Here is an 18,931-nt window from a genome sequence, read left to right on the forward strand (position 1 = left end):
ACCTGGCTCATATCCGTCCTTAAGCTCGCTCACACGAGCACGCTTATGAGCGCGCGAAACCTCAACCTACAACACGGCCCTCACCGGACGGGTACGGAGGGGGTGCCTATTGCACGCTGATCCTCATGGGCCATGCAGGAGCGTAGAAGCGGGCCTTGGCTGCGAGGTTGGGTATCTGCGATTGCCGGCACGAAGTCGCCACCGGACATGCGCCGAGGCTGACCCACTGTCCTCCGACCGATAAAATCAGCCCGAGGCGAGCGCCACTTCTCTCGCCACTGTCTTGGAATAGGCGAGACCCAGATCGAGCCAGTGCGTCACGACATAATATCGGCCTTCCTCGTTGGCGCGATACATTGCGAGAAGTTTTTTGGTTCGAGGCCTCGTGAGGCTCGCGGGAATCTTTTTTGCAGCAGCTCGTCGGATGTCCTCGCTTCCGGTCAAGAGCAGCGACAACAGCTGGTCATTCGAAAGTGATGCAAATTCCGTCGCAGCGACAAGGTCGATCAATCGGGCCTTCATCGCGTCGGCCATCGTCTGTTCGAGCAACCCGACGAAGTCGCTCTTCGCAAACCTCAGGATCAAGCGGGCTGCCTCATCAAAGGTCTTGTGATGATCTCCATCTGGGGCGGGGCGTCGAGTGAACATCGAGGTCATCGCTAGACGCGGAATATCCTCGGCGCCGCCAAGCGCTTTCAGATAGGCAATCACCGACGCCGTTGGGGCGGAGCGATGGCGGTCTATTACGTTTCGCACGAGGTCCAGATCGGCGGGTTCGCGTTGATCAGCTACGATATCGAGCGCCTCGACGATAAGTTCGCGCTTCTTCGATGCGTCTGGATCTGTCGAAAGCATCAGACTGGTGAGGAAGCTGTGTCGCTCTGGCGGAACCCCTTCAGGCCAATGCTGTTTGAAGTAATGCGCGAAGCCATCCTGCAGGTCTGCTCTCAGAGTTTCTCCATAATTGCCGATGCGGCGGGCTGCGAGCATGCGATATGCCGCGTCCCGGTGGTCCGGCACAGCAAAAAGTGCCTCCAGGGCGGGGACCGCCATATGCCGCATGCGAGCGCTGCGATACGTTTCGAACAAGGGCAGACCCGACGTATCCCTGGACCGCAGCAGGAAACCTGTCGGGCGCTTGGAAAAGGTAAGGATTTTCCTTGCCTCGTCGAGCGACACCGCTTGGCCGAATTTTTCTTCTGCATGCAGGGCGGCGAGGCGAACGCTCGCGGCGTCATCTTCTCTTGCGCGGCCGATCGTATCGAGATCAATCAGGTTGCGCCGACTCAAAATGTCGATGGCTCGAGCTCGGATTTCGGATGAGCGATGATCGAGCGCTGCCTTTAATTCCGCCGAATCGAGGCTTTCCAGCACGGAGGTAATGCGCGCGAGCAGGCTGGGATCGAAACTCTCAAAAGAGGTCGATAGCAGATAACGCGCAGCCCGCAATTCGTCGGAGCGGAGCAGGATCGCAGCGATCGCCTGCTGCGCGAGCGCGACGGTATCCTTATGACCCTTGTCTGCCTCAGTCATGATGGCCGGCACGTCGATGGTGCGCCCGAACTCGCGCAGATAGCGAAGAGCCATAGCGCGCACCGACGGCTTCGTTTCGTCGTTGAGCCACAGGCTCTCGACCATCGTGTCGCTGATGAAAGTCAGCCTGTCCATCGGCTGACGTAAGAGCTGAAGCGCCCGGAATGCCCCGGACCGAATGTTTGACGGGGCGAAGACCGTGAGGCTCTCAAGTAAGTCGGGTTGTTCCGCACTCGCTTCCTTCAGCCATGTCCAGATCGGTGTGTTCTCTTCCTCGAGTTCGATAAGGCCGACGGCCAGCAACCCTTCCCGTTCGAGGGCGGAGTATGTGTAATCATCGCGGGCGGCATAGAGAATGTTGGCGTCATGGACGCCAACCACCAATCTGTCGTTCCCAACTGCGCCGGCGGTTGCCGAAATCAGCCGCAGGCGGGCCACGTCTTCGGCCGCAAGAGCCTCGTTGCCGCACATGGCCTCAGCCGTCGAGACAAGAAAATCGGCTTCAAGCACGTCGGGCCTTATGGCCACGGTACGGGCAGACACGATGCTCTCACTTGTCGGCGCAGCGATCGTGGTGCGCTCCGGCTTGGCTTCTGCGGAAGGCTCCTCGGTGAGAAGCCGGATCGTATGCGAAGCGAGAAACTCACGCACTTTTGCTGCAAAATCTTGGGCCGTACTGAAATTGCCGTAGAGGAAGTCCTTGGAGTCCCGAAGCGACTCCTGGAACTGAAGAACCTTGGTCAGTTCCTTGCCCGGGTCGCGAAGCTGGACGGGATCGATCACCTTGAAGAACATAGCCATCGAAGGGCTCTGTGTTTCCGCAAACCTCAGTCGCGAAAGCTCGAACTCTTCCTGAAATCCCGAAGTGTAGGGTCCGTCGACCGATGGCCGCGAACCCCAGCTCGTCCACATCGCGCCTATGAAGAGCTCGCACAATTCCATCTCGGCATTGATGATCGCCTGGGGTCGTCCCTGTCCGGAGAGCGTTTCTTCCCAGCCGTAAAGTTCGAGCCGTCCGCCAAGCGGTTTCGCTACTGAACGGTTGACCTCTTTCGCCGCTTCAAAAGCTGCTTCACGCTCCGGGCCCAATCCTCCGGGAGATGCGATGAACGCACGAATAAGTTTGATGTTCATGCGCGGCGTTGAGCCACGACACTCGGTTCATCGCAAGCGAATTTATGGTTATTGCGCCTGGATGATCACATGTGTTCTCAAAGAAGGTGCGTCCCTGTTACTGTTGGTTCCCGAGACCCGCGCTCGGGCGGTCCAAGTTGTTCCCTTTCACGCGTACGGGACGCATTCGTTGCGTAGAATAAAGGCGTCGACCATATACAAGGCGACCGGAAGCTTGTGTGCCGCGCAGATTCTGCTCGGGCAAACAAGGATTGAAAAGACGGTGCGATACCTTTGCATCGATGTCGAAGATGCTTTGACCTTGGCGAAAGGCATCGAAGTCTAACCAGCAAATCGCTGTATCCCAGAGAGCGAGCGATCTAGCTCGTGGCGGAATGTCCACTTTCTTTGTTTGACACTCAAAAGCTGACCGTCGGCAATCGGCCAGTACTGGTTCCGGTATCGCCCAGAAAAAGCGCTTGGCCGTCATGGATGCGCGCCCCTTTCCACGCCCGGAGTCCGACCCGCAACCACCCCGCACTAATTCGGGTTGCGGCAGACGAATAATCTGCGGAGAAGCATCTGGGAAGGAGAGGGTGGGGCATGACGGTGCAACATAATGTCTTGATCGTCGACGATCATCGTATCACCCAAAGCGGTCTGCGATTCCTTTTTGGCTCGCTCGACCGCTTCGTCGTTGTCGACGCGCTTGATTGCGGCGCCATGGTCAATGCTTTCGTACAGTCGCAACCGGTCGACCTGGTTATCCTCGATCTCAACTTGCCCGACGTGCGGGGTATAAATGTTCTCGCCGAGATCGTGGGATCGCGCGACATGACGGTTATCATCTTGACTGGTGAAACGAACCTTGCCGAGATTCATTCGGCGCTCAAACTGGGCGCGCGTGCTGTCGTGAGCAAATCGGACCCGCTCGATCACATTGTCACCGCCTGCGACGCAGCGCTGGCGGGCGAGGTCTATATTTCGCCGCATATCGAGGAAGCGCTAGGCAAGTTTCAGCAAGCCCCGGTTGCGCTGTCTTCGCGGCAGATGGCCATCCTCCACTATCTGGCGCAGGGTGAGACAAACAAGGAGATCGCCTATCGTCTTGCGATCGCGCCCCCGACCGTATCTTTCCATATCGCCGAACTGCGGCGCAAGCTCGACGTCCCGCATAACCGCAGGATCGTCGAGCGCGCGAATGAGTTAAACCTTCTCTGACGCTGCCATGAGCAGGGGATGGCGCAACAGTTCACGGCAAACGGGCTTAATCGCCACCATCGTGACAAGCTGGCCGAGGCGCCCGCGCGTGACTGTGCTGTCATCATAGGTCACGGCGAGGACCGGTTTTGTTTCGCTGTCCGATGCGGCCAACCCCAGCTCGAAATCGCTGCGTTGGTCGAAGTCGAGAACCGTCCATTCTGTCAGGCCCGCGTGCAATTCGTCCGTTGAGATCGGCGTGACGGCAGGGGAGGCCGCAGGGAGGGTTATCCGGATTTCGGTGCCGTGGCTTGTCGATGAACAGATTTCGAGGGTTCCCCGAAGCATTTCGATGATGCGCTTGGCCGACCCGAAACCGGAGCCGGTTCCCTCCGTGGTTTCGTTTCCTCGGAGGCGCGCCCTGCCTCCGCTGTTCAAGGCGGCCATTATGTCCGCAGGCATTCCGCTGCCGGTGTCACTGATTGTGATTATGGCACGGCCCGCGTCGAGCGCGAGGGTAATGCGGGCTCCGCCGGTCTGGGTATATTGGTAGCAATTGCTCAGCAGATTTGCGAGCGCGCGCATCAGGAGCGGTTTGTCCGAAATGATCATGACGTCATCCGCAACGCTGACCTTCAGTGTCAGCTTTTTGTTCGCGAAGGGCGTCTTGAACATCATCGTCAGCGGCTCGATCAACGCCTGGCCGCGAAAGGCACCGAGTGCGACGAATTCAGCATCGCCCGCGGCGATGTTGGCGCCGGAAATGGTCGTCGTCACGATTTCGTTCAGATAATCGGCGGAGCTTTCGAGCATCTCTATCAGCGCCGGGTCGCCGCCCGGCGTTTCCTGCCGCTTCAGAACCGCGACTGCGCTGTTGAGCGCCAGGATAACCTGCCGGCTGTCGTGGCCCGACGCATGAAGCAGCGCATTCTGACTATGTACGGTTTCGAGCGCATAGGCTTTTTCTTCAGCCAGCCGCGTCGCCCGTTCGCTGATTTCGAGGCGTTCGCCAAGCGACTGCGCATAATTGGCGTCGGCTACCAGCTTCTCCCGTTGGATCTTCTTGAGGTTCAGTCCGAGCGCCAGCGTTACCATGATCGATTCGAAGAGCCCAACGGGCCCGGAGAGGTGCCAATTGATCGGCAACCAGGTGAAGAAGCCCATCGACGCGATCGCGGCATAGAAAATGAACAGCGCGAGGCTGGCCCAGCCTATGAAGAGGGGCCAGAGCTGGGAGCCAAGCTGCCTCATGGCCGCATAGCCCACGAAAGGCAGGAATAACGCCACCCCGACCGTGACGATCCATCCGGACAGGTGGAGAAAAAAGCGAACCTCGGCGGGGTAGAGGGATAGGCCGGGCTGGACCAGCATGACAGCGACGGCGAACAGGATGAGCGCCTTCAGGGTGAGGTCGCTCCTGGGGAAGTTGTCCGCAGTCTTCACGAAACTTCGGCAAAACTGGGCCATCGCGGCCGCAAATCCGCATTTGAAGAAATCTTCGACGGCGACGCCGGTCAGCGGCTTGTCGTACAGGAAGAATATGGTGATGTAGCCCTCGGAATGGACCGTGTTGAGCGCAAAAAAAGCTTCCGCGACGGCCAGCCAGAGAAATTCTTTGAAGCCCGTGATCGAGAAGAAGAGGAAATTGAGGAGCAGCAGCGTCAGCGCGCCGACGACAACGCCCGACACCATCGAAATATTGGCTCGCCGGTCCTTGAAGAAGGTCCCATAGGTCTCGATGCGGAGCGGCATATAGGTCGAATTTTCGGAAACAAATTCGATAACGACCAGCTTTTCTTGGCGCGGGGCAAGCACAAGCTCGGAGCTGAACGCCTGGTAGGTCCCGAGATTTTGCCGCGCGACCTGCGGATCGGTGGCATCGACGACCAGAGCGAGCGCACGACCTTCAGCTTCATAAAGCCGGAAGTGTTTGAGCGACCCGCGGCCGGTGGTCAGAATCCAGCTTCCCTGCGCGTCGCTTGCATTGCGAACTTTCAGGAGAACGACGGTCCGGGTGCCCGGGGGGCCGAAGTGGATCGTCGATCCCTTTATATGCTGCAGCGGACCGCCGAGAATCGCTTCCAGTTGCGGCGTCCTTGCGACGCCGGGGCGCTTCGCGAACCGAACAAACGAGGCGAGTGCGGGTGCATCTTCTCCAGCCCTGAGATCGAGCAGCGGCAATTTGTCGGAGTTTGCGCGCGCCGGTTGAGCGGCCAGCAGGCAAAAGAACCCAAGGATCGCGTATAAGATCTTCATTATCACCCCCGCCGCCGGGCGGGGACCGAACGCTTATCTGCGTCCAACGGGCGCACGCACAGGTTCGCCCAAGACAAGTTCAACCCACCCCCCGGTGATCTGTCACCCGTAACGGCCAGACACCTCGGTGCAAGCACCGCGGCAACGGTCCGTCGCAAATTTACCCTAAATAACATTGGGTAGACGTCCCGCCGTCCATGCCACTAGTCATCGCACGCAAAGCCGATGGGTATTTTTTGCCCGAACGGCTGGGGGCGCAAATTTTCGAGGCGGGGCGAATGAGCCGGAGAGCGTAAATGCTCTCCGGTGAACCCCTTGCCTTGCCTGCAACGTCAATGGGGGACTCCAGAATATGTCACGCATCTCGAAATCTCGCCTGCTCGCCACCAGCGCGGTCGTCGGCCTCGCAATCGGACATATGGCGCCCGCAGCCGCGCAGAACGCATTCGGCGTTCATAACGACCAGCCCGGGCGGCTGGAGCTTGAGGTCGATGTAGGGGAGACGGTCGAGGGCGAACTCATCGGGGTTTATGCCGACAATGGTCCGGTCACGGTCGGCAACGCCGGTGTTATTCGCGGTAACGGCGTCGACGTTGGCGGCATCGACAGCCGGCCGAGCGGCGGCATCGTGATTGCGCAGCCGAATTCGATCGTCACCAATGCGGGCGAGATCAGCGGAACGGCGAACGGCGTCGTCACTTCTTATTTTTTCAGCGAAGACGCAAATGGCGACAATCTGCCCCCGCAGCCGCTTGCTGCGAACACGCAGGTTTCGAACAGCGGTGTGATCCGCGGCGAAGCAGGGTCGGGCGTCGCCCTCGTCGGCGGCGGTACCGTCACCAACGGTGGCACGATCTCGGGGACCAGCGGGGCGCCCGGGAGCATGATCAACGGCACCGGCGTATCGATTTCGGAATTCCCCGGCGCGGCTGCCGGCAATATCACCGGCGTGGGATCGATCACGAACAATGACGGCGGCGTGATCGAGGGGCAGATGTTCGGCGCGGTGCTGCAGGGCGGCGGCACCGTCACCAATATGGGCACGATCCGCAGCACCGGTAATCCGAACCCCGCGACCCCGAACGTCAGCCCGTTCGGGCTCATTCTCGGTGCAACCACCGAACAGACCGGCCGCGCCGCGACGGTGGTGAACACCGGCAACATCTCGGGGTTTCTCGGGGTTCTGGCTGGCGGTGCGCTGGAAAGCGCGACGATCAACAACGATGGAATGATCAGTGCGACCGCGATCGCCATCATCGGCCAGTCCACCGGCAACCTGACCGTCAATAATTTCGAGAATGGCGAAATCCTTGCAAATGCGACGGCGATCGCGTCGAACGCCGGCACGCTGACCGTCGACAACAAGGGGTTTATTTTCAGCGCCGGTCAGAATGCGATTAACATCACGACCGCTGACGCCGTGATCAACAACAGCCAAGATATTGTCGGCGCCCTGTCGGGCATTGCGACCGCCGTGTTTCAGAATGCCGAGGGGACGCAGGCGCGCGCGCGCAACACTGCGGTCACGAATTCGGGCACGATCGAAGGCCGCGCAGGCAGCGGCGTTTCGCTCGCGGGCGGCGGATCGGTGGTCAACAGCGGCGTGATCCGCGGACTGAACGGCAATAACGGGTCGGGCACCGGTGTCGCCCTTTCCGAATTCGCCCAGTCTGTCGCGACCGATGTCACCGGTATCGGCTCGGTGACCAATGCTCAGGGCGGCCTGATCGAAGGCCAAATGTTCGGCGTGGTCGTCCAAGGCGGCGGGACCATCGATAATGAAGGGACCATTCGCAGCACCGGGACCTTCAATCCCGCCAATCCCAATGTCAGCCCGTTCGGCGTCATCCTGGGCGCGACGGCAGACCAGACTGGTCGCATCGGCACGCTCAACAACAGCGGCACCGTTCAGGGTTTCCTGGGAGTCCTTGCCGGAGGCGCGCTCAGCAGTGCCGTGATCGAAAACGAGGGTCTGATCAGCGGCCAAGCGGCCGCCATCATCGGTCAGTCGACGGGCGCCCTCACCATCAACAACCATGACGACGGCGAGATCGTCGCCAATGGGACCGCGATCCGTTCCAACGAAGGCTCGCTGGCTCTCAATAATGCGGGGTTGATAAGCGCTGGCGCCCAGGATGCGATCGTCATCACCACGGCGGACGGGGCGATCGTCAACAGCGGTCGGATCATCGGCGGCCAATATGGGATCGTCACCACGCCGATGGCCGATGGAACGGGCCGCGCAATCAATACCTCGATTACCAACAATGGCGAGATCATCGGTCTCAACAATGACGGCATTCGCCTCGCCGGCGGCGGGAGCGTGATCAACAGCGGCTTTATCGTGGGTGTCAATGCAGGTGCGCAGGGCACGGATGGCATCTCGATGTTTGCGCATGTCGACCAGTCGAACGAAGATTATTCGGCCCACGTCACCAACGATGAGAATGGCCGCATCGAGGGCCAGCGGTTCGCAATCATCCTGTCGGGCGGCGGCGAGGTCGTGAACGCCGGGGAAATCGAGGGCGTTAATGGCGGCGTCTATGTCCAGGGGACTGCCCTCAATACAGATCCAAGCGAGGATCGCAGTGGATTGACCGCCAAGGTCGTGAACACAGGCGACATTCGCGGCACTGGTAATCTCGGCGGCAGCGGTGGCGACGGCTATGGGGTTGGCTTCGGCAGCGACATGTCCAGCGCGACGCTCGAGAACAGCGGCACGATTGGCAGCGATTTTGGCGCCGGCGTCTCGCAGGGATCGCGTGCGGACGTAACGATTACCAATGCCGAGGGGGGCACGATCACCGGCGGCACGTCGGGCATCTATTCCTTCGCGACGGGCACACTTGCCGTGAACAACGCCGGTGTGATCCGCGGCGAGGGCAGTTACGACGGGTTCGACGCCGCGCCCGACGCCGGCATCACGATCACCACCGCGTCGTCGAGCGTGACCAATAGCGGGACGATCACAGGAGCGGGCGCCGGCATCACGACCGCCTATCAGTTCGACGAGGCGATCGGCGATATCGTCGGCATCGCGGTCGGCACGCAGGTGACGAACAGCGGCACGATCCGAGGCGAATCGAACGATGGCGTGCGCCTGATTGGCGGCGGCAGCGTGAGCAACAGCGGCATCATCCGCGGCGAGGGCAGCGCGCTGGCCGATGGCATCTCGATCTATCCCTATGACGGTCAGACGCTGGCGAACTATGTCGGAACCGTTGCGAACAGTTCCACCGGTGACATCAGCGGTACGCGGTTCGGGATCATCATGTCGGCCGGCGGCGCGGTCGACAACGCCGGCAAGGTCACCGGTGAGGGGCCGGGCGGCGTTCTTATCCAGCGCGGGGCAGGGCTTGTCCAGGAAACGGGCTTTGACGGCACGCTCTCCAATACGGGGACGATCACGGGCTCCAACGGCTATGGCGCGGTCGTCCTCGTCACCGATACCGCAACGATCGCCAATAGCGGAACCATCGCTGGCGCAACATCGGGCGCTGTCGTCGAAGGGCTGCAGGTCTCGCAAGAAATCGCGCAGACCGGCACGATCAGCAATAGCGGCACGATCACCGGAAGCGGGACCTTTGGCGCTGCGGCCGCGGGCTTCCTCGATACTGCCGAAATCACCAATAGCGGCACGATCACTGGTGCTACAGACGGCGTCATTCTGGGTAATTTCGGGACAGCGACGCTCGTCAACACCGGGGCAATCACGGGCGGCGGCCGAGGCGTCTGGGGCGATGACAGCGGCGCGGTCATCCTCGACAACGCAGGGACGATCACCGGTTCAAGCGGGATCGCTGTCCAACTCGGCAGCTTCGACGACCGTGTCACCCTGCGAACCGGCAGCGCGATGTCCGGCGCAGTGGACGCAGGCGGAGGTAACGACAGCCTGACGCTCGATGGGGACGTCCTTGAACTGACCGAGGCGCAGCAACTCACCGAAGCGACCGGGTTTGAGACGCTCGACGTTGCGGCAGGCTATTGGTCGACCGCAGGGATGGTCGGCGCATTCGATAACGTTTCGATCGCCAGCGGTGCGTCGCTGCAGGTCAATGAAATTGACTTGGGCGCGGGCGATACCTCGTCGCCGATCCTCACCCCATCGGTTCGGACTGACGGCCTGCTTGTCTTGAACTTCGGCACCGACGACGTCGTGTCCGATCTCGCGGACCTGACGATCGACGGGACGGGGCAGTTGCAGCTGATCGGCGACGCCGTGTTTACCGTCGACACCTCCAACATCGCCCACACTGGTGGAACGATCATCTCCAATGGCGGCCTTGTTCTGACCGGGCTACTTCAGGGTGACGTAAAGACCGAGGGGACCGGCTTCTTTGAGCTGGGTGCCGGCGGAACCGAGGGCAGCTTTGCAGGCAATATCGTCAACGATGGGCGCTTCGTCTTCAATCGTTCGGACGATTATGATTTCCTCGGCGCCTTCTCGGGCAGCGGCACCCTCGACAAGATGGGCGACGGCGCGCTGACCTTCATGGGTGACTATGCCTTCCAGGGGGTGACAAACATCCTTGGGGGCTCGGTACGCATGGGCGGCACGATCGATCCGGGCACCGAATTCGACCTAGGCGACGGCGGCACGCTCGACATCACGGGCAAGGACCAAACGATCGGCGGCCTCGAAGGCGATGCGGGTTCGAACGTCGTGATCGGCGACAGCCAGCTCACCGTCGATCAATCCGGCAACACTGCTTTCGCCGGCGATATCTCGGGCACGGGCAGCCTGGTGAAAGAGGGCGCCGGCACGCTCAACCTTACCGGAAACAGCAGCTATACCGGCCCGACATCGGTCAACGGCGGCACGCTCGCGGTAAATGGTTCGATCGCTTCGCCGGTGACCGTCAACAATGGCGGAACCCTTGGCGGCAACGGCGCCGTGGGATCGACGACAGTCGCCAGCGGTGGGACGATTGCTCCGGGCAATTCGATCGGCCAGCTAACCGTGAATGGCGACCTCGCCTTCGCTGCCGGCTCGGTCTACGAAGTCGAGGTTAATGCAGCGGGCGCTGCAGATCGCCTCGATGCGACGGGTGCTGTGACGATCGCCAGCACGGCGAGCGTTGCGGTCCTAGCCGAGGACGGCAACTATAATCCGCGCACCGACTATGTCATTCTGACAGGTGGTGCGGGAATCACCGGGACGTTCGGTTCGGTAACGACTGACCTCGCCTTCCTCGATCCGCTTCTGCGCTACAGCACCAACTCGGTGACGCTGTCACTCTATCGCAACGATATCGATTTCGCCGACATCGCATTGGGCTTCAATCAGTCGAGCGTGGCGACCGCGGTTCAGGCGCTTGGCGTCGATAACCCGCTCTACGAAGCGGTACTGGTCCAGAATGCGGCAACCGCGCAGGCGAGCTTTGGCGACCTGTCGGGCGAAATCCTCGCCAGCACGATCAGCGGCCTGACCGACGACAGCCGTCATTTGCGCAACGCCTTGATGGGCATGAAAGCACCCGAACAGGGCGGTGCGTTCGTGTGGGGCTCGGCCTTCGGTGGCTGGGGCGAGTTTGACGCAGCGCGCGGCAATTTCGCGATGGACACCGATCACAAGGGTCTGGTCGCGGGCGTCGGTTTTGGCGGTAACGGATTCGCTGCAGCGCTTTCGGCAGGTATCGGCGGATCCGACTTCCGCTTTGGCGGGCGCAGCGACCATGCGGATGTCGAAAGCAAATATCTGGCTGCCCACGCCACTTATGCCGCCGACGGCGGTCTGCGGGGTACGATCGGTGTAAGCTATGCCTGGCACGACATTGACACGACCCGCGCGATTAGCGGCGCGCCGCTGGCTCAAACGCTTTCGTCGAACCGTGACGCTGATACGCTGCAGATCTTTGGCGAGATCGGTTATGACATTGTCACCGGCAAGACCGCGATCACGCCCTTCGCTCGACTGGCGCATGTCGATACCAGTAGTGATGCTTTTGCTGAAACCGGCGGCAACGCGGCGCTCACCGTCGCGAAGGGCGATCAGAAGACCACCTTCGTCAGCTTGGGCGGGCGTGCGCAGTTCAATGCCGGTCAATCGGGCTTCCAGCCCTATGTGTCGGCCGCCTGGAACCTCGCCCTTAGCGATCGCGGCGCGCCGGTCGTTTCGCGGTTCACCTTCGGCGGACCGGCGTTTGGTATCCTGGGCACGGCTATCCCGAAAAACTCGGCCGAGGTCGAAGCCGGATTTGAATATGTTACAGGCTCGTTCCGCCTCGGGGCCGCTTATACCGGAACCTTGGCCTCTGACCGCAGCTCTCATGGTGCAAGGGTTACCGCACGTATCGCCTTCTGATTAGCGACCCGTCAGAAGAGCGAAACGCGCGGTATGGGGCCGAGGTGACTTAGGTCGTCTCGGCCCCATTAATGCCGCATTTTATTCGTCGCGCCGCAGGAGCAAGTTGCGAAAGGCTGCTTTCGCAGATCTTCGCTTGAAAGCGGTCAGGTAGCAAACGGCCAAGCCGTGTTTACTAAAGGGAAGAGCGCTCCAGGGGCGCATGGCGCGCCTATCGCCTTAGGCGGATCGCTATTTCAGTCCTGCAGGCGCGGGCGTGCGCGGCTCGGCCGCGTTGGCGGTCATGCATCATGCATCCTCCCGCGCGGACCGGGGCGGAGGTGGCGCCGCTCGATCGCTCGCGTAGATGTTCGCTGCAGGGGTTTCCAGATGGGCTTCCAGCAGGTCGAAGATCGCTGGATCTTCTTCTGCATCGAACTTGCGGGCGAAAAGGTCAGGACTCAGCGTCAGCCGCAACGCGTCGGCCGTGACGAAGGTGCGAGGCCGCAATTTGATGTCGCCGTCAGGAACCCAATCAATCGTGCGCAAGTCGTCGTTCACGACCTCGCCAAGCCCGCGGCTGTTCATCAGCAGCGTCTGGAAAAAGGCTTCGTCCGGGATGAAACTTCGCCGGTAGAATATCTTGAATCGCTCAGCGCTAGGATGATGGACCGCGAAATGGCAGAAGCTGCGCGTCACGGCCTTCCACTGGGTGCCGATATAGGGCGTCGCGTCCTTCAGGAAAGCGCGGGGGAGGTGTGTCCGAAACATCCGTCCCAGTGCTTCGACGAATATATGGCTGACGCGGTTCATGGTATCGGGCCGCATTGTCCGCTGGTCGAGAACGCGTATGAACTGGCGGCGGGGGTGGGCGCGCAGGAAGGACCGGATATAGGCTTGGGACTTCAGCGGAAAATCCTGCCCGCTGAGGTTGATGTAGTGCGTCCAATTGCGGTTCATCTTCAGCAGCTGCTTCATTCCACGCAGTTCGGCGTCGACGAGGCTGTAGCCGCCCCAAAGCGCTTGCTTCGATTCGATCATCGCAACGCCTTCGTAGGGCCTCAGGAAAGCACCGATGTCTGCAGCAAAATCGGGTCCCGATCCTTTGTCGACATGGATCACATAGCTGTTTCCGGGGGCGTAGATTGCCCGAAACATCCGTTTGAACTGTTCGGGAAAGCGGTGAAGAAGAATGAAATAGCCGATCATGAGAGCGTGCCTTTCGGATCGCCGATCCGGGCTGTCAGCTCACCGGAATCGCGATCGATTTCCTGTCCCGGAAAACCCAACCAAAGTCATTTTGATCGATAGGAGACAATGCCCGACAGGTGGCCGGCCGCGTTGCGCCGCGGCGTGGTCCAATGGCACAGGATTGATATGGGGATCGCGGGCGCCAATGTAAGTGGCCGGGGCACTAACATGCGCTTTTGCTACCTCCCTGAATGGAAATCGAACCGTTCGCGATCTATCGGTCATCGTCAGCACCCCGACTTATTAGCCCCGCCGTCCCATCGCTTCGGAACTTGTGTCACCCGGCTTCGTTGCCTCGTCACCGTCGTCACGCATGGGCAAGCGATGGCTGAGAGACATGTTGCGCTCCCGCTCGAAGGAGGCGCGCGATGTTCAATTCCCGGAGAATTTTGATCGTCGAAGACGAGCCGTTCGTCGTGATCGAACTCGTTGAGGCGGTCGAGCGATCGGGAGGCGCCGTCGTCGGCCCCGTTCCGACCGTTGCCGAAGCGCTGGCGTTGCTCGATCAGCACAAGATCGATGCGGCCATCCTCGACGTCCAGTTGCTCGACGGCGAAATCTCGCCCGTTGCTCTCCGGCTCATCGAGCAGGGCACCCCGCTCGTATTTCAGACCGGAACGGGTCTCCCGATCGTGCTCGTCGAACTCGATATCGAGTTGGCCGTCGTTTTGAAGCCGGTCGCTCCGATCATCATACTCGAATTGCTGTTGGCTGAGATCATGAAGCAAACCGCCCGGCAGGTGAGTTAGCGAGATACGAGCGCTATCACGGCGTCGACAGCCGCAGCAATGTCGAATGCACGATACTCGCGCTGACGTCGTGGGTCTCAGCCATTGTCTTTCGGCTTGGTGGTCAACTTCACGGCGGAAGCCTCCTTGGCCGCGAGCGCGGTCGTCGGTTTGGCCTTGGCGGCCTTGGGTTTGCGGATCTCGCGATTGCTGCGCTTTTGCGATTTGGCCATGATGGTTTCTCTTTTTTGCGGAAGGTTGCTGGACAGGAAGACGTGATGCGGCAGGTCGCGCTAAGGAAACGCTTTGTGACGGCGACGAACGGCCGCTGCGTGAAAAAGTGTTGGACGCGTCAATTTTCGTTTGCCGACGGACGATAGAAGCGGTGGCGCACGACGCTGCCTTCGATCAGGTGGCCGCGAAGCCGCAGTCGCATCTCCTCGGCGCCCGCACTCGATGTGCAGACGAGGCGCGTACCGCCCGACTGAAGCGGTTCGATCGCGCTGATGCTGACGCCCTGCGCCAGGCAGAGGCGCCTGACCTCCTCTTCCGGCAGAGACAGGTTCATGGCCCGGCTCATCTGGACCGCCGCGTGCTTTCCCACGCCCGTATAGCGCCCGCCACCTGTTCATAACCTTCGGCACTGGCGGTCGCCAGCGCGATCGGGCGGCCTCCCAGTTCCTCATTCGCGGCGTTTAGAAATGCGATCGCTGCGTCGCGGCCGCCCATGACCAAGTAAGCGAGTTGACTGATATCGCCTTGTCGCCGTGCATCATCGAGTGCGAAGGGCGCCCGACTCTTGCGAAAAAAGCTGTTCGACCGCCCTTTGGTCGGCGCCGGCTCGGCCGGGCCTGGAGCCTCGGCGTTCTGTATGCGGGAAGTCATGACGCGGCTCCTTCGTAAGCGGGAGCGCGATGTCTCTCAGCCGCGACGGCCTACAATGTCCGGTGCCGCGATCTTATGAATATGGGGGCGATGCCCGAAGATGTAAGATGCGATCGGTCCGCTGTCCGCTTTTCTTCATCTGGTCCCCGAAGCAGTTTGACTGCAATCGGCCAATATCGACTGTCAGGTACCGGGAATTCCCGCGAGTTCGGCTGGCGTGACGACCGGCTCTTTCCGATCCTTGCGTTCCGAATAGCGGTCGACGAGCTGGTCGGCATGGCCGCGCGTCAGCACGGTGAACCGCACGAGTTCTTCCGCGACGTCGACGATCCGGTCGTAGTAGCTCGACGGCATCATGCGGCCCGCTTCGTCGAACTCCTGATAGGCTTTCGCGACGCTTGACTGGTTGGGAATGGTGATCATCCGCATCCAGCGGCCGAGGATGCGCAGCGTATTCACGCTGTTGAACGACTGCGACCCGGCCGAGACCTGCATCACCGCAAGTGTGCGCCCTTGCGTGGGGCGCAGCCCCTTGTAGGCTAGCGGAAGATGATCGACCTGCGCCTTCATGATGCCCGTGATCTGACCGTGACGTTCGGGGCTGCACCAGACCTGGCCTTCGGACCAGAGCGAGTGTTGGCGCAGCTCCTCGACGGCGGGATGGTCGTCGTCGGCGATCAGGTCGGGCAGGGGGAGGTCGGACGGGTCGAAGATGCGGGTCTTGCAGCCGAAGAGCTGGAGCAGGCGCGCGGTTTCCTCGACGACGAGCCGCGAATAGGAGCGTTCGCGCAAACTGCCGTAGAGCAACAGGATGCGCGGCGCGGGATCGAGCGGGCCGAGGCCGAGCGCGGGCTGCCCGCGGAGATACTCTGCATTCAGGGCGGGGAGGTGGTCGGGATCGGCCAGCGAGCGGAGGCGCGTATAGGTCAGTTCCGTCATGATACTCAGGCTTGTGAAGGAGCAGTAGTGGGGAACCAGCGGTGCCCGAGGCGAAAGGCGACGCCGACGAGCAGGATGAGGACGGGCACTTCGACCAGCGGGCCGATAACCGCGGCGAAGGCCACGGGCGATGCGAGCCCGAAGGCGGCGATCGCGACAGCAATCGCGAGTTCGAAATTATTGCCCGCCGCGGTGAAGGCAACAGCGGTCGTGCGTGGATAGTCGGCTTCGATGAGCTTGCCCATCCAGAAGCTGATGAGGAATTGCACGATGAAATAGATGGTGAGCGGGATTGCGATCCGGACGACGTCGCCGGGGATGGTCAGAATCTCACCGCCCTTGAGGCTGAACATCGCGACGATCGTGAAGAGCAAGGCGATGAGCGTGATCGGCCCGATTTTGGGCAGGAAGCGCGTCTCGTACCACTCGTCGCCCTTGGCCTTCGCTAGGAAACGGCGGGTGAGATAGCCCGCGAGGAAGGGGATGCCGAGATAGACGAGCACGGCTTCGGCGATGGTCCAGAAGCTCACGTCGAGGACGCTGCCTTCGAGCCCGAACCGCGGCGGCAGGATGGTGAGGAAGAACCAGGCGTAGACGCTGAAGAAGAGGATCTGGAAGATCGAGTTGAAGGCGACGAGCGCCGCGACATATTGATTGTCGCCCTTGGCGAGCTGGTTCCAGACGATGACCATCGCGATGCAGCGCGCGAGACCGATCAGGATCAGGCCGGTCATATATTCGGGCCTGTCCGAGAGGAAGAGGACCGCGAGCGCGAACATCAGCACCGGCCCGATGATCCAGTTCTGGACGAGTGAGATTGCGAGCACGCGCTTGTCCTCGAACACGCGCGGCAGCTCGTCGTAGCGCACGCGTGCGAGCGGCGGGTACATCATCAGGATCAGGCCAATCGCGATCGGGATGTTGGTCGTGCCGACCGACAAGGCATCGATCGCGGCGGGCAGCCCTTTGAAGACCGACCCCAACAACACGCCCAGCCCCATCGCGAGGAAAATCCAGAGCGTCAGGTAGCGATCAAGGAACGACAGGCGTTCGCGTTTTGCCGCAGTCATGATGCTGTCCTCAGGCCTGAGCGCGATTGCCGCCGGCGTCGACGACCTGTTCGCCATCTTCCTTTGTGAAGGCGCCAAGCTGCCGTGCGGGCAGGATGTCGAGCACGGCTTCGGAGGGACGGCAGAGCTTGACTCCGAGCCGCGAGACGACGAGCGGGCGGTTAATGAGGATCGGATGCGCCATCATCGCATCGACGAGTGCGCGGTCGGTAAGGCTTTCGTCGCCGAGACCGAGCTCCGCATAGGGCGTCCCTTTCTCGCGGAGCAGCTCGCGCGGTGTGATCCCGGCGCGCTCGATTAATTGCTCGAGCAAGGCACGGGACGGCGGCGTCTTCAGATATTCGACGACATGCGGCTCGATCCCCGCGTTCCGGATCAGCGCGAGCGCGTTGCGCGAGGTGCCGCAGTCGGGATTATGGTAGATGATGATGTCGATCACGGCGCCGGTTCCTTCAGCAGCAGGTGAGTTCGGCGAGCAGCGGCTCGCATAGCTCGGGGCGGCCCTGGCAACAGTCCTTCGCAAGGAAAAGCATCAGTTCGCGGAGCGTGTCGATATCGGCTCGCTGGATTTGCTGTCGCCCGAGCTTCTCGGATTTGACGAGACCGGCTTTGGCCAACACCGCGAGATGCGTCGAAAAGGTGCTCTGCGTGAGACCCGATGCGTCGACAAGCTCGCCGGTCGACAGACCTTCCGGCTCATGCCGGACGAGCAAGCGGAAAGCCTCGAGACGTGTCAAATGGGCGAGGGCAGCGAGAGCGGGAAGCGCAGAATCGATGTTCATTCATCGGAGTTATCCGATGCGTTGCCGCTCGTCAAATCATATCGGAAATACCCGATGGGTCTGGCGGGCTGGCTGATAACTCGGCTCGGGCAAGGAGAGTTCGCCCGGCTGCCGACGATATGGAACAGCTATTGAAGGGTGGGCTTTGGTGTGTAGCCATTCTTCTGCCCGATAGGTTCCGGAAGACGCCGTGTTGGATCGGGATGGGGTGGTGCTTCGGTCATAGGCTGGGCCGGCCCCCGCTTGGTGGGACCTTTTTTGCCACCCGAAGACATTGCCGCGTACATCAAGATCTCCCGCCTGAATATTCGGAGCTGCAATCCGAAGCGTCAGGATGGCGTTGCTGATCGATCGATCATGCGAGGCATTGCTTGCGCACCTCATTCGCGAGATGGTCTCTTTCGGCTCGCGCCTTTTCGGACTTCAGCTGGCGAACCGCCATGGCATGCCAGGCCGCGGCCGAGCGCAGGCTGCGATCACGCACCTGCGTCAGCTCGGCTGCAGCGGCTTCGGCCTCGCACCGTTCCGCCTGCTCGCGATAATGAACGCTTGTTGCTGTAGCGGCCACGGTGAGGTCCTTTCGATCAGTCGATCATGTCGGCGATGAGACGGCGGAGTTCGCGGCGCGATAACGTCGGCGAGCGCCGAGCCTGCGGGCGGAGGCGTATCGGCCTCCCTGCCTGTGAAAGGCCTGTAAGGCCGGGGTAGATATTACTCTGAAACATGTTGGTCTTCTTGAATATTAGTGTCAGCGCCGCTTGCCTGCGGCGCCCGGATTGCCGGGGCCGCGATCGCGATCGCGATAGACGATGCGGCCCTTGGTCAGATCATAGGGCGTCATTTCGACGCGCACGGCATCGCCCACCACCGAGCGGATGCGGAAACGCCGCA

At 61.2% G+C, this 18,931-nt stretch carries 15 protein-coding genes and 1 pseudogene; 4 read left to right on the top strand and 12 right to left on the bottom strand.

The window, feature by feature from the left end:
• Positions 1–246: 246 nt before the first annotated feature.
• The gene (locus ABS88_RS19580) at positions 247–2,667 is read right to left on the bottom strand and encodes a hypothetical protein (protein ID WP_286750332.1); all 2,421 of its coding nucleotides are present in this window, start codon (positions 2,665–2,667) and stop codon (positions 247–249) included.
• Between the two features lie 154 nt (positions 2,668–2,821).
• On the opposite strand from ABS88_RS19580, the pseudogene ABS88_RS19585 reads away from it, so the two are divergent.
• Both ABS88_RS19585 and ABS88_RS19590 read left to right on the top strand, forming a co-directional pair.
• Positions 2,822–2,992: pseudogene (locus ABS88_RS19585) on the top strand (tyrosine-type recombinase/integrase); the annotation flags it as partial.
• A gap of 257 nt (positions 2,993–3,249) precedes the next feature.
• Entirely contained in the window at positions 3,250–3,867 is a 618-nt protein-coding gene (locus ABS88_RS19590) for a response regulator transcription factor (protein ID WP_286750333.1), read from the top strand.
• On the opposite strand, the gene ABS88_RS19595 is transcribed toward ABS88_RS19590, so the two are convergent.
• The gene (locus tag ABS88_RS19595) at positions 3,853–6,102 is read right to left on the bottom strand and encodes a sensor histidine kinase (protein ID WP_286750334.1); all 2,250 of its coding nucleotides are present in this window, start codon (positions 6,100–6,102) and stop codon (positions 3,853–3,855) included. The two genes, ABS88_RS19590 and ABS88_RS19595, sit on opposite strands and share 15 nt — an antisense overlap.
• Positions 6,103–6,454: 352 nt before the next feature.
• Between ABS88_RS19595 and ABS88_RS19600 the strand changes: the two genes are divergently transcribed.
• Complete coding sequence (locus tag ABS88_RS19600) at positions 6,455–12,406, top strand: autotransporter domain-containing protein (protein WP_286750335.1); 5,952 nt, start codon at positions 6,455–6,457, stop codon at positions 12,404–12,406.
• A 288-nt stretch (positions 12,407–12,694) separates the two neighbouring features.
• Here the strand turns inward: ABS88_RS19600 and ABS88_RS19605 are convergent, their stop codons facing one another.
• A complete protein-coding gene (locus ABS88_RS19605; RefSeq protein WP_286750336.1) occupies positions 12,695–13,594 on the bottom strand; it encodes a beta-1,6-N-acetylglucosaminyltransferase in 900 nt (299 codons plus the stop codon).
• A 410-nt stretch (positions 13,595–14,004) separates the two neighbouring features.
• Here ABS88_RS19605 and ABS88_RS19610 point away from each other — a divergent pair, with 410 nt between their 5' ends.
• Positions 14,005–14,385: a response regulator gene (locus ABS88_RS19610; protein ID WP_286750337.1), complete on the top strand. Its 381-nt coding sequence runs from the start codon at positions 14,005–14,007 to the stop codon at positions 14,383–14,385.
• 77 nt (positions 14,386–14,462) lie between these two features.
• Here ABS88_RS19610 and ABS88_RS19615 read toward each other — a convergent pair whose 3' ends face one another.
• The 9 genes from ABS88_RS19615 to ABS88_RS19655 all read right to left on the bottom strand — a co-directional run.
• Entirely contained in the window at positions 14,463–14,597 is a 135-nt protein-coding gene (locus tag ABS88_RS19615) for a hypothetical protein (RefSeq protein ID WP_286750338.1), read from the bottom strand.
• Between the two features lie 119 nt (positions 14,598–14,716).
• A complete protein-coding gene (locus tag ABS88_RS19620; RefSeq protein ID WP_353745118.1) occupies positions 14,717–14,932 on the bottom strand; it encodes a hypothetical protein in 216 nt (71 codons plus the stop codon).
• An 8-nt stretch (positions 14,933–14,940) separates the two neighbouring features.
• Positions 14,941–15,249, bottom strand: coding sequence for an antitoxin Xre/MbcA/ParS toxin-binding domain-containing protein (locus ABS88_RS19625; RefSeq protein ID WP_286750340.1), 309 nt, complete (start codon positions 15,247–15,249; stop codon positions 14,941–14,943).
• A gap of 183 nt (positions 15,250–15,432) precedes the next feature.
• A complete protein-coding gene (arsH, locus tag ABS88_RS19630; protein ID WP_286750341.1) occupies positions 15,433–16,188 on the bottom strand; it encodes an arsenical resistance protein ArsH in 756 nt (251 codons plus the stop codon).
• A 5-nt stretch (positions 16,189–16,193) separates the two neighbouring features.
• On the bottom strand, positions 16,194–17,258 hold the full coding sequence (gene arsB, locus ABS88_RS19635; RefSeq protein ID WP_286750342.1) for an ACR3 family arsenite efflux transporter: 1,065 nt from the start codon (positions 17,256–17,258) through the stop codon (positions 16,194–16,196).
• Between the two features lie 10 nt (positions 17,259–17,268).
• Positions 17,269–17,697 (bottom strand): arsenate reductase (glutaredoxin), encoded by a 429-nt coding sequence (arsC, locus tag ABS88_RS19640; RefSeq protein WP_286750343.1) that lies wholly within the window; start codon positions 17,695–17,697, stop codon positions 17,269–17,271.
• Between the two features lie 13 nt (positions 17,698–17,710).
• Positions 17,711–18,040 carry an ArsR/SmtB family transcription factor gene (locus tag ABS88_RS19645; RefSeq protein WP_286750344.1) on the bottom strand — a complete coding sequence of 110 codons (330 nt, stop codon included), beginning with the start codon at positions 18,038–18,040 and terminating at the stop codon, positions 17,711–17,713.
• A gap of 355 nt (positions 18,041–18,395) precedes the next feature.
• The gene (locus ABS88_RS19650) at positions 18,396–18,608 is read right to left on the bottom strand and encodes a hypothetical protein (RefSeq protein ID WP_054728096.1); all 213 of its coding nucleotides are present in this window, start codon (positions 18,606–18,608) and stop codon (positions 18,396–18,398) included.
• Positions 18,609–18,788: 180 nt separating this feature from the next.
• Positions 18,789–18,931: S1 domain-containing protein (locus ABS88_RS19655; protein ID WP_502686170.1), on the bottom strand; the 143-nt coding region annotated here is incomplete at its 5' end.

The sequence above is a fragment of the Sphingopyxis sp. SCN 67-31 genome (assembly GCF_001725095.1).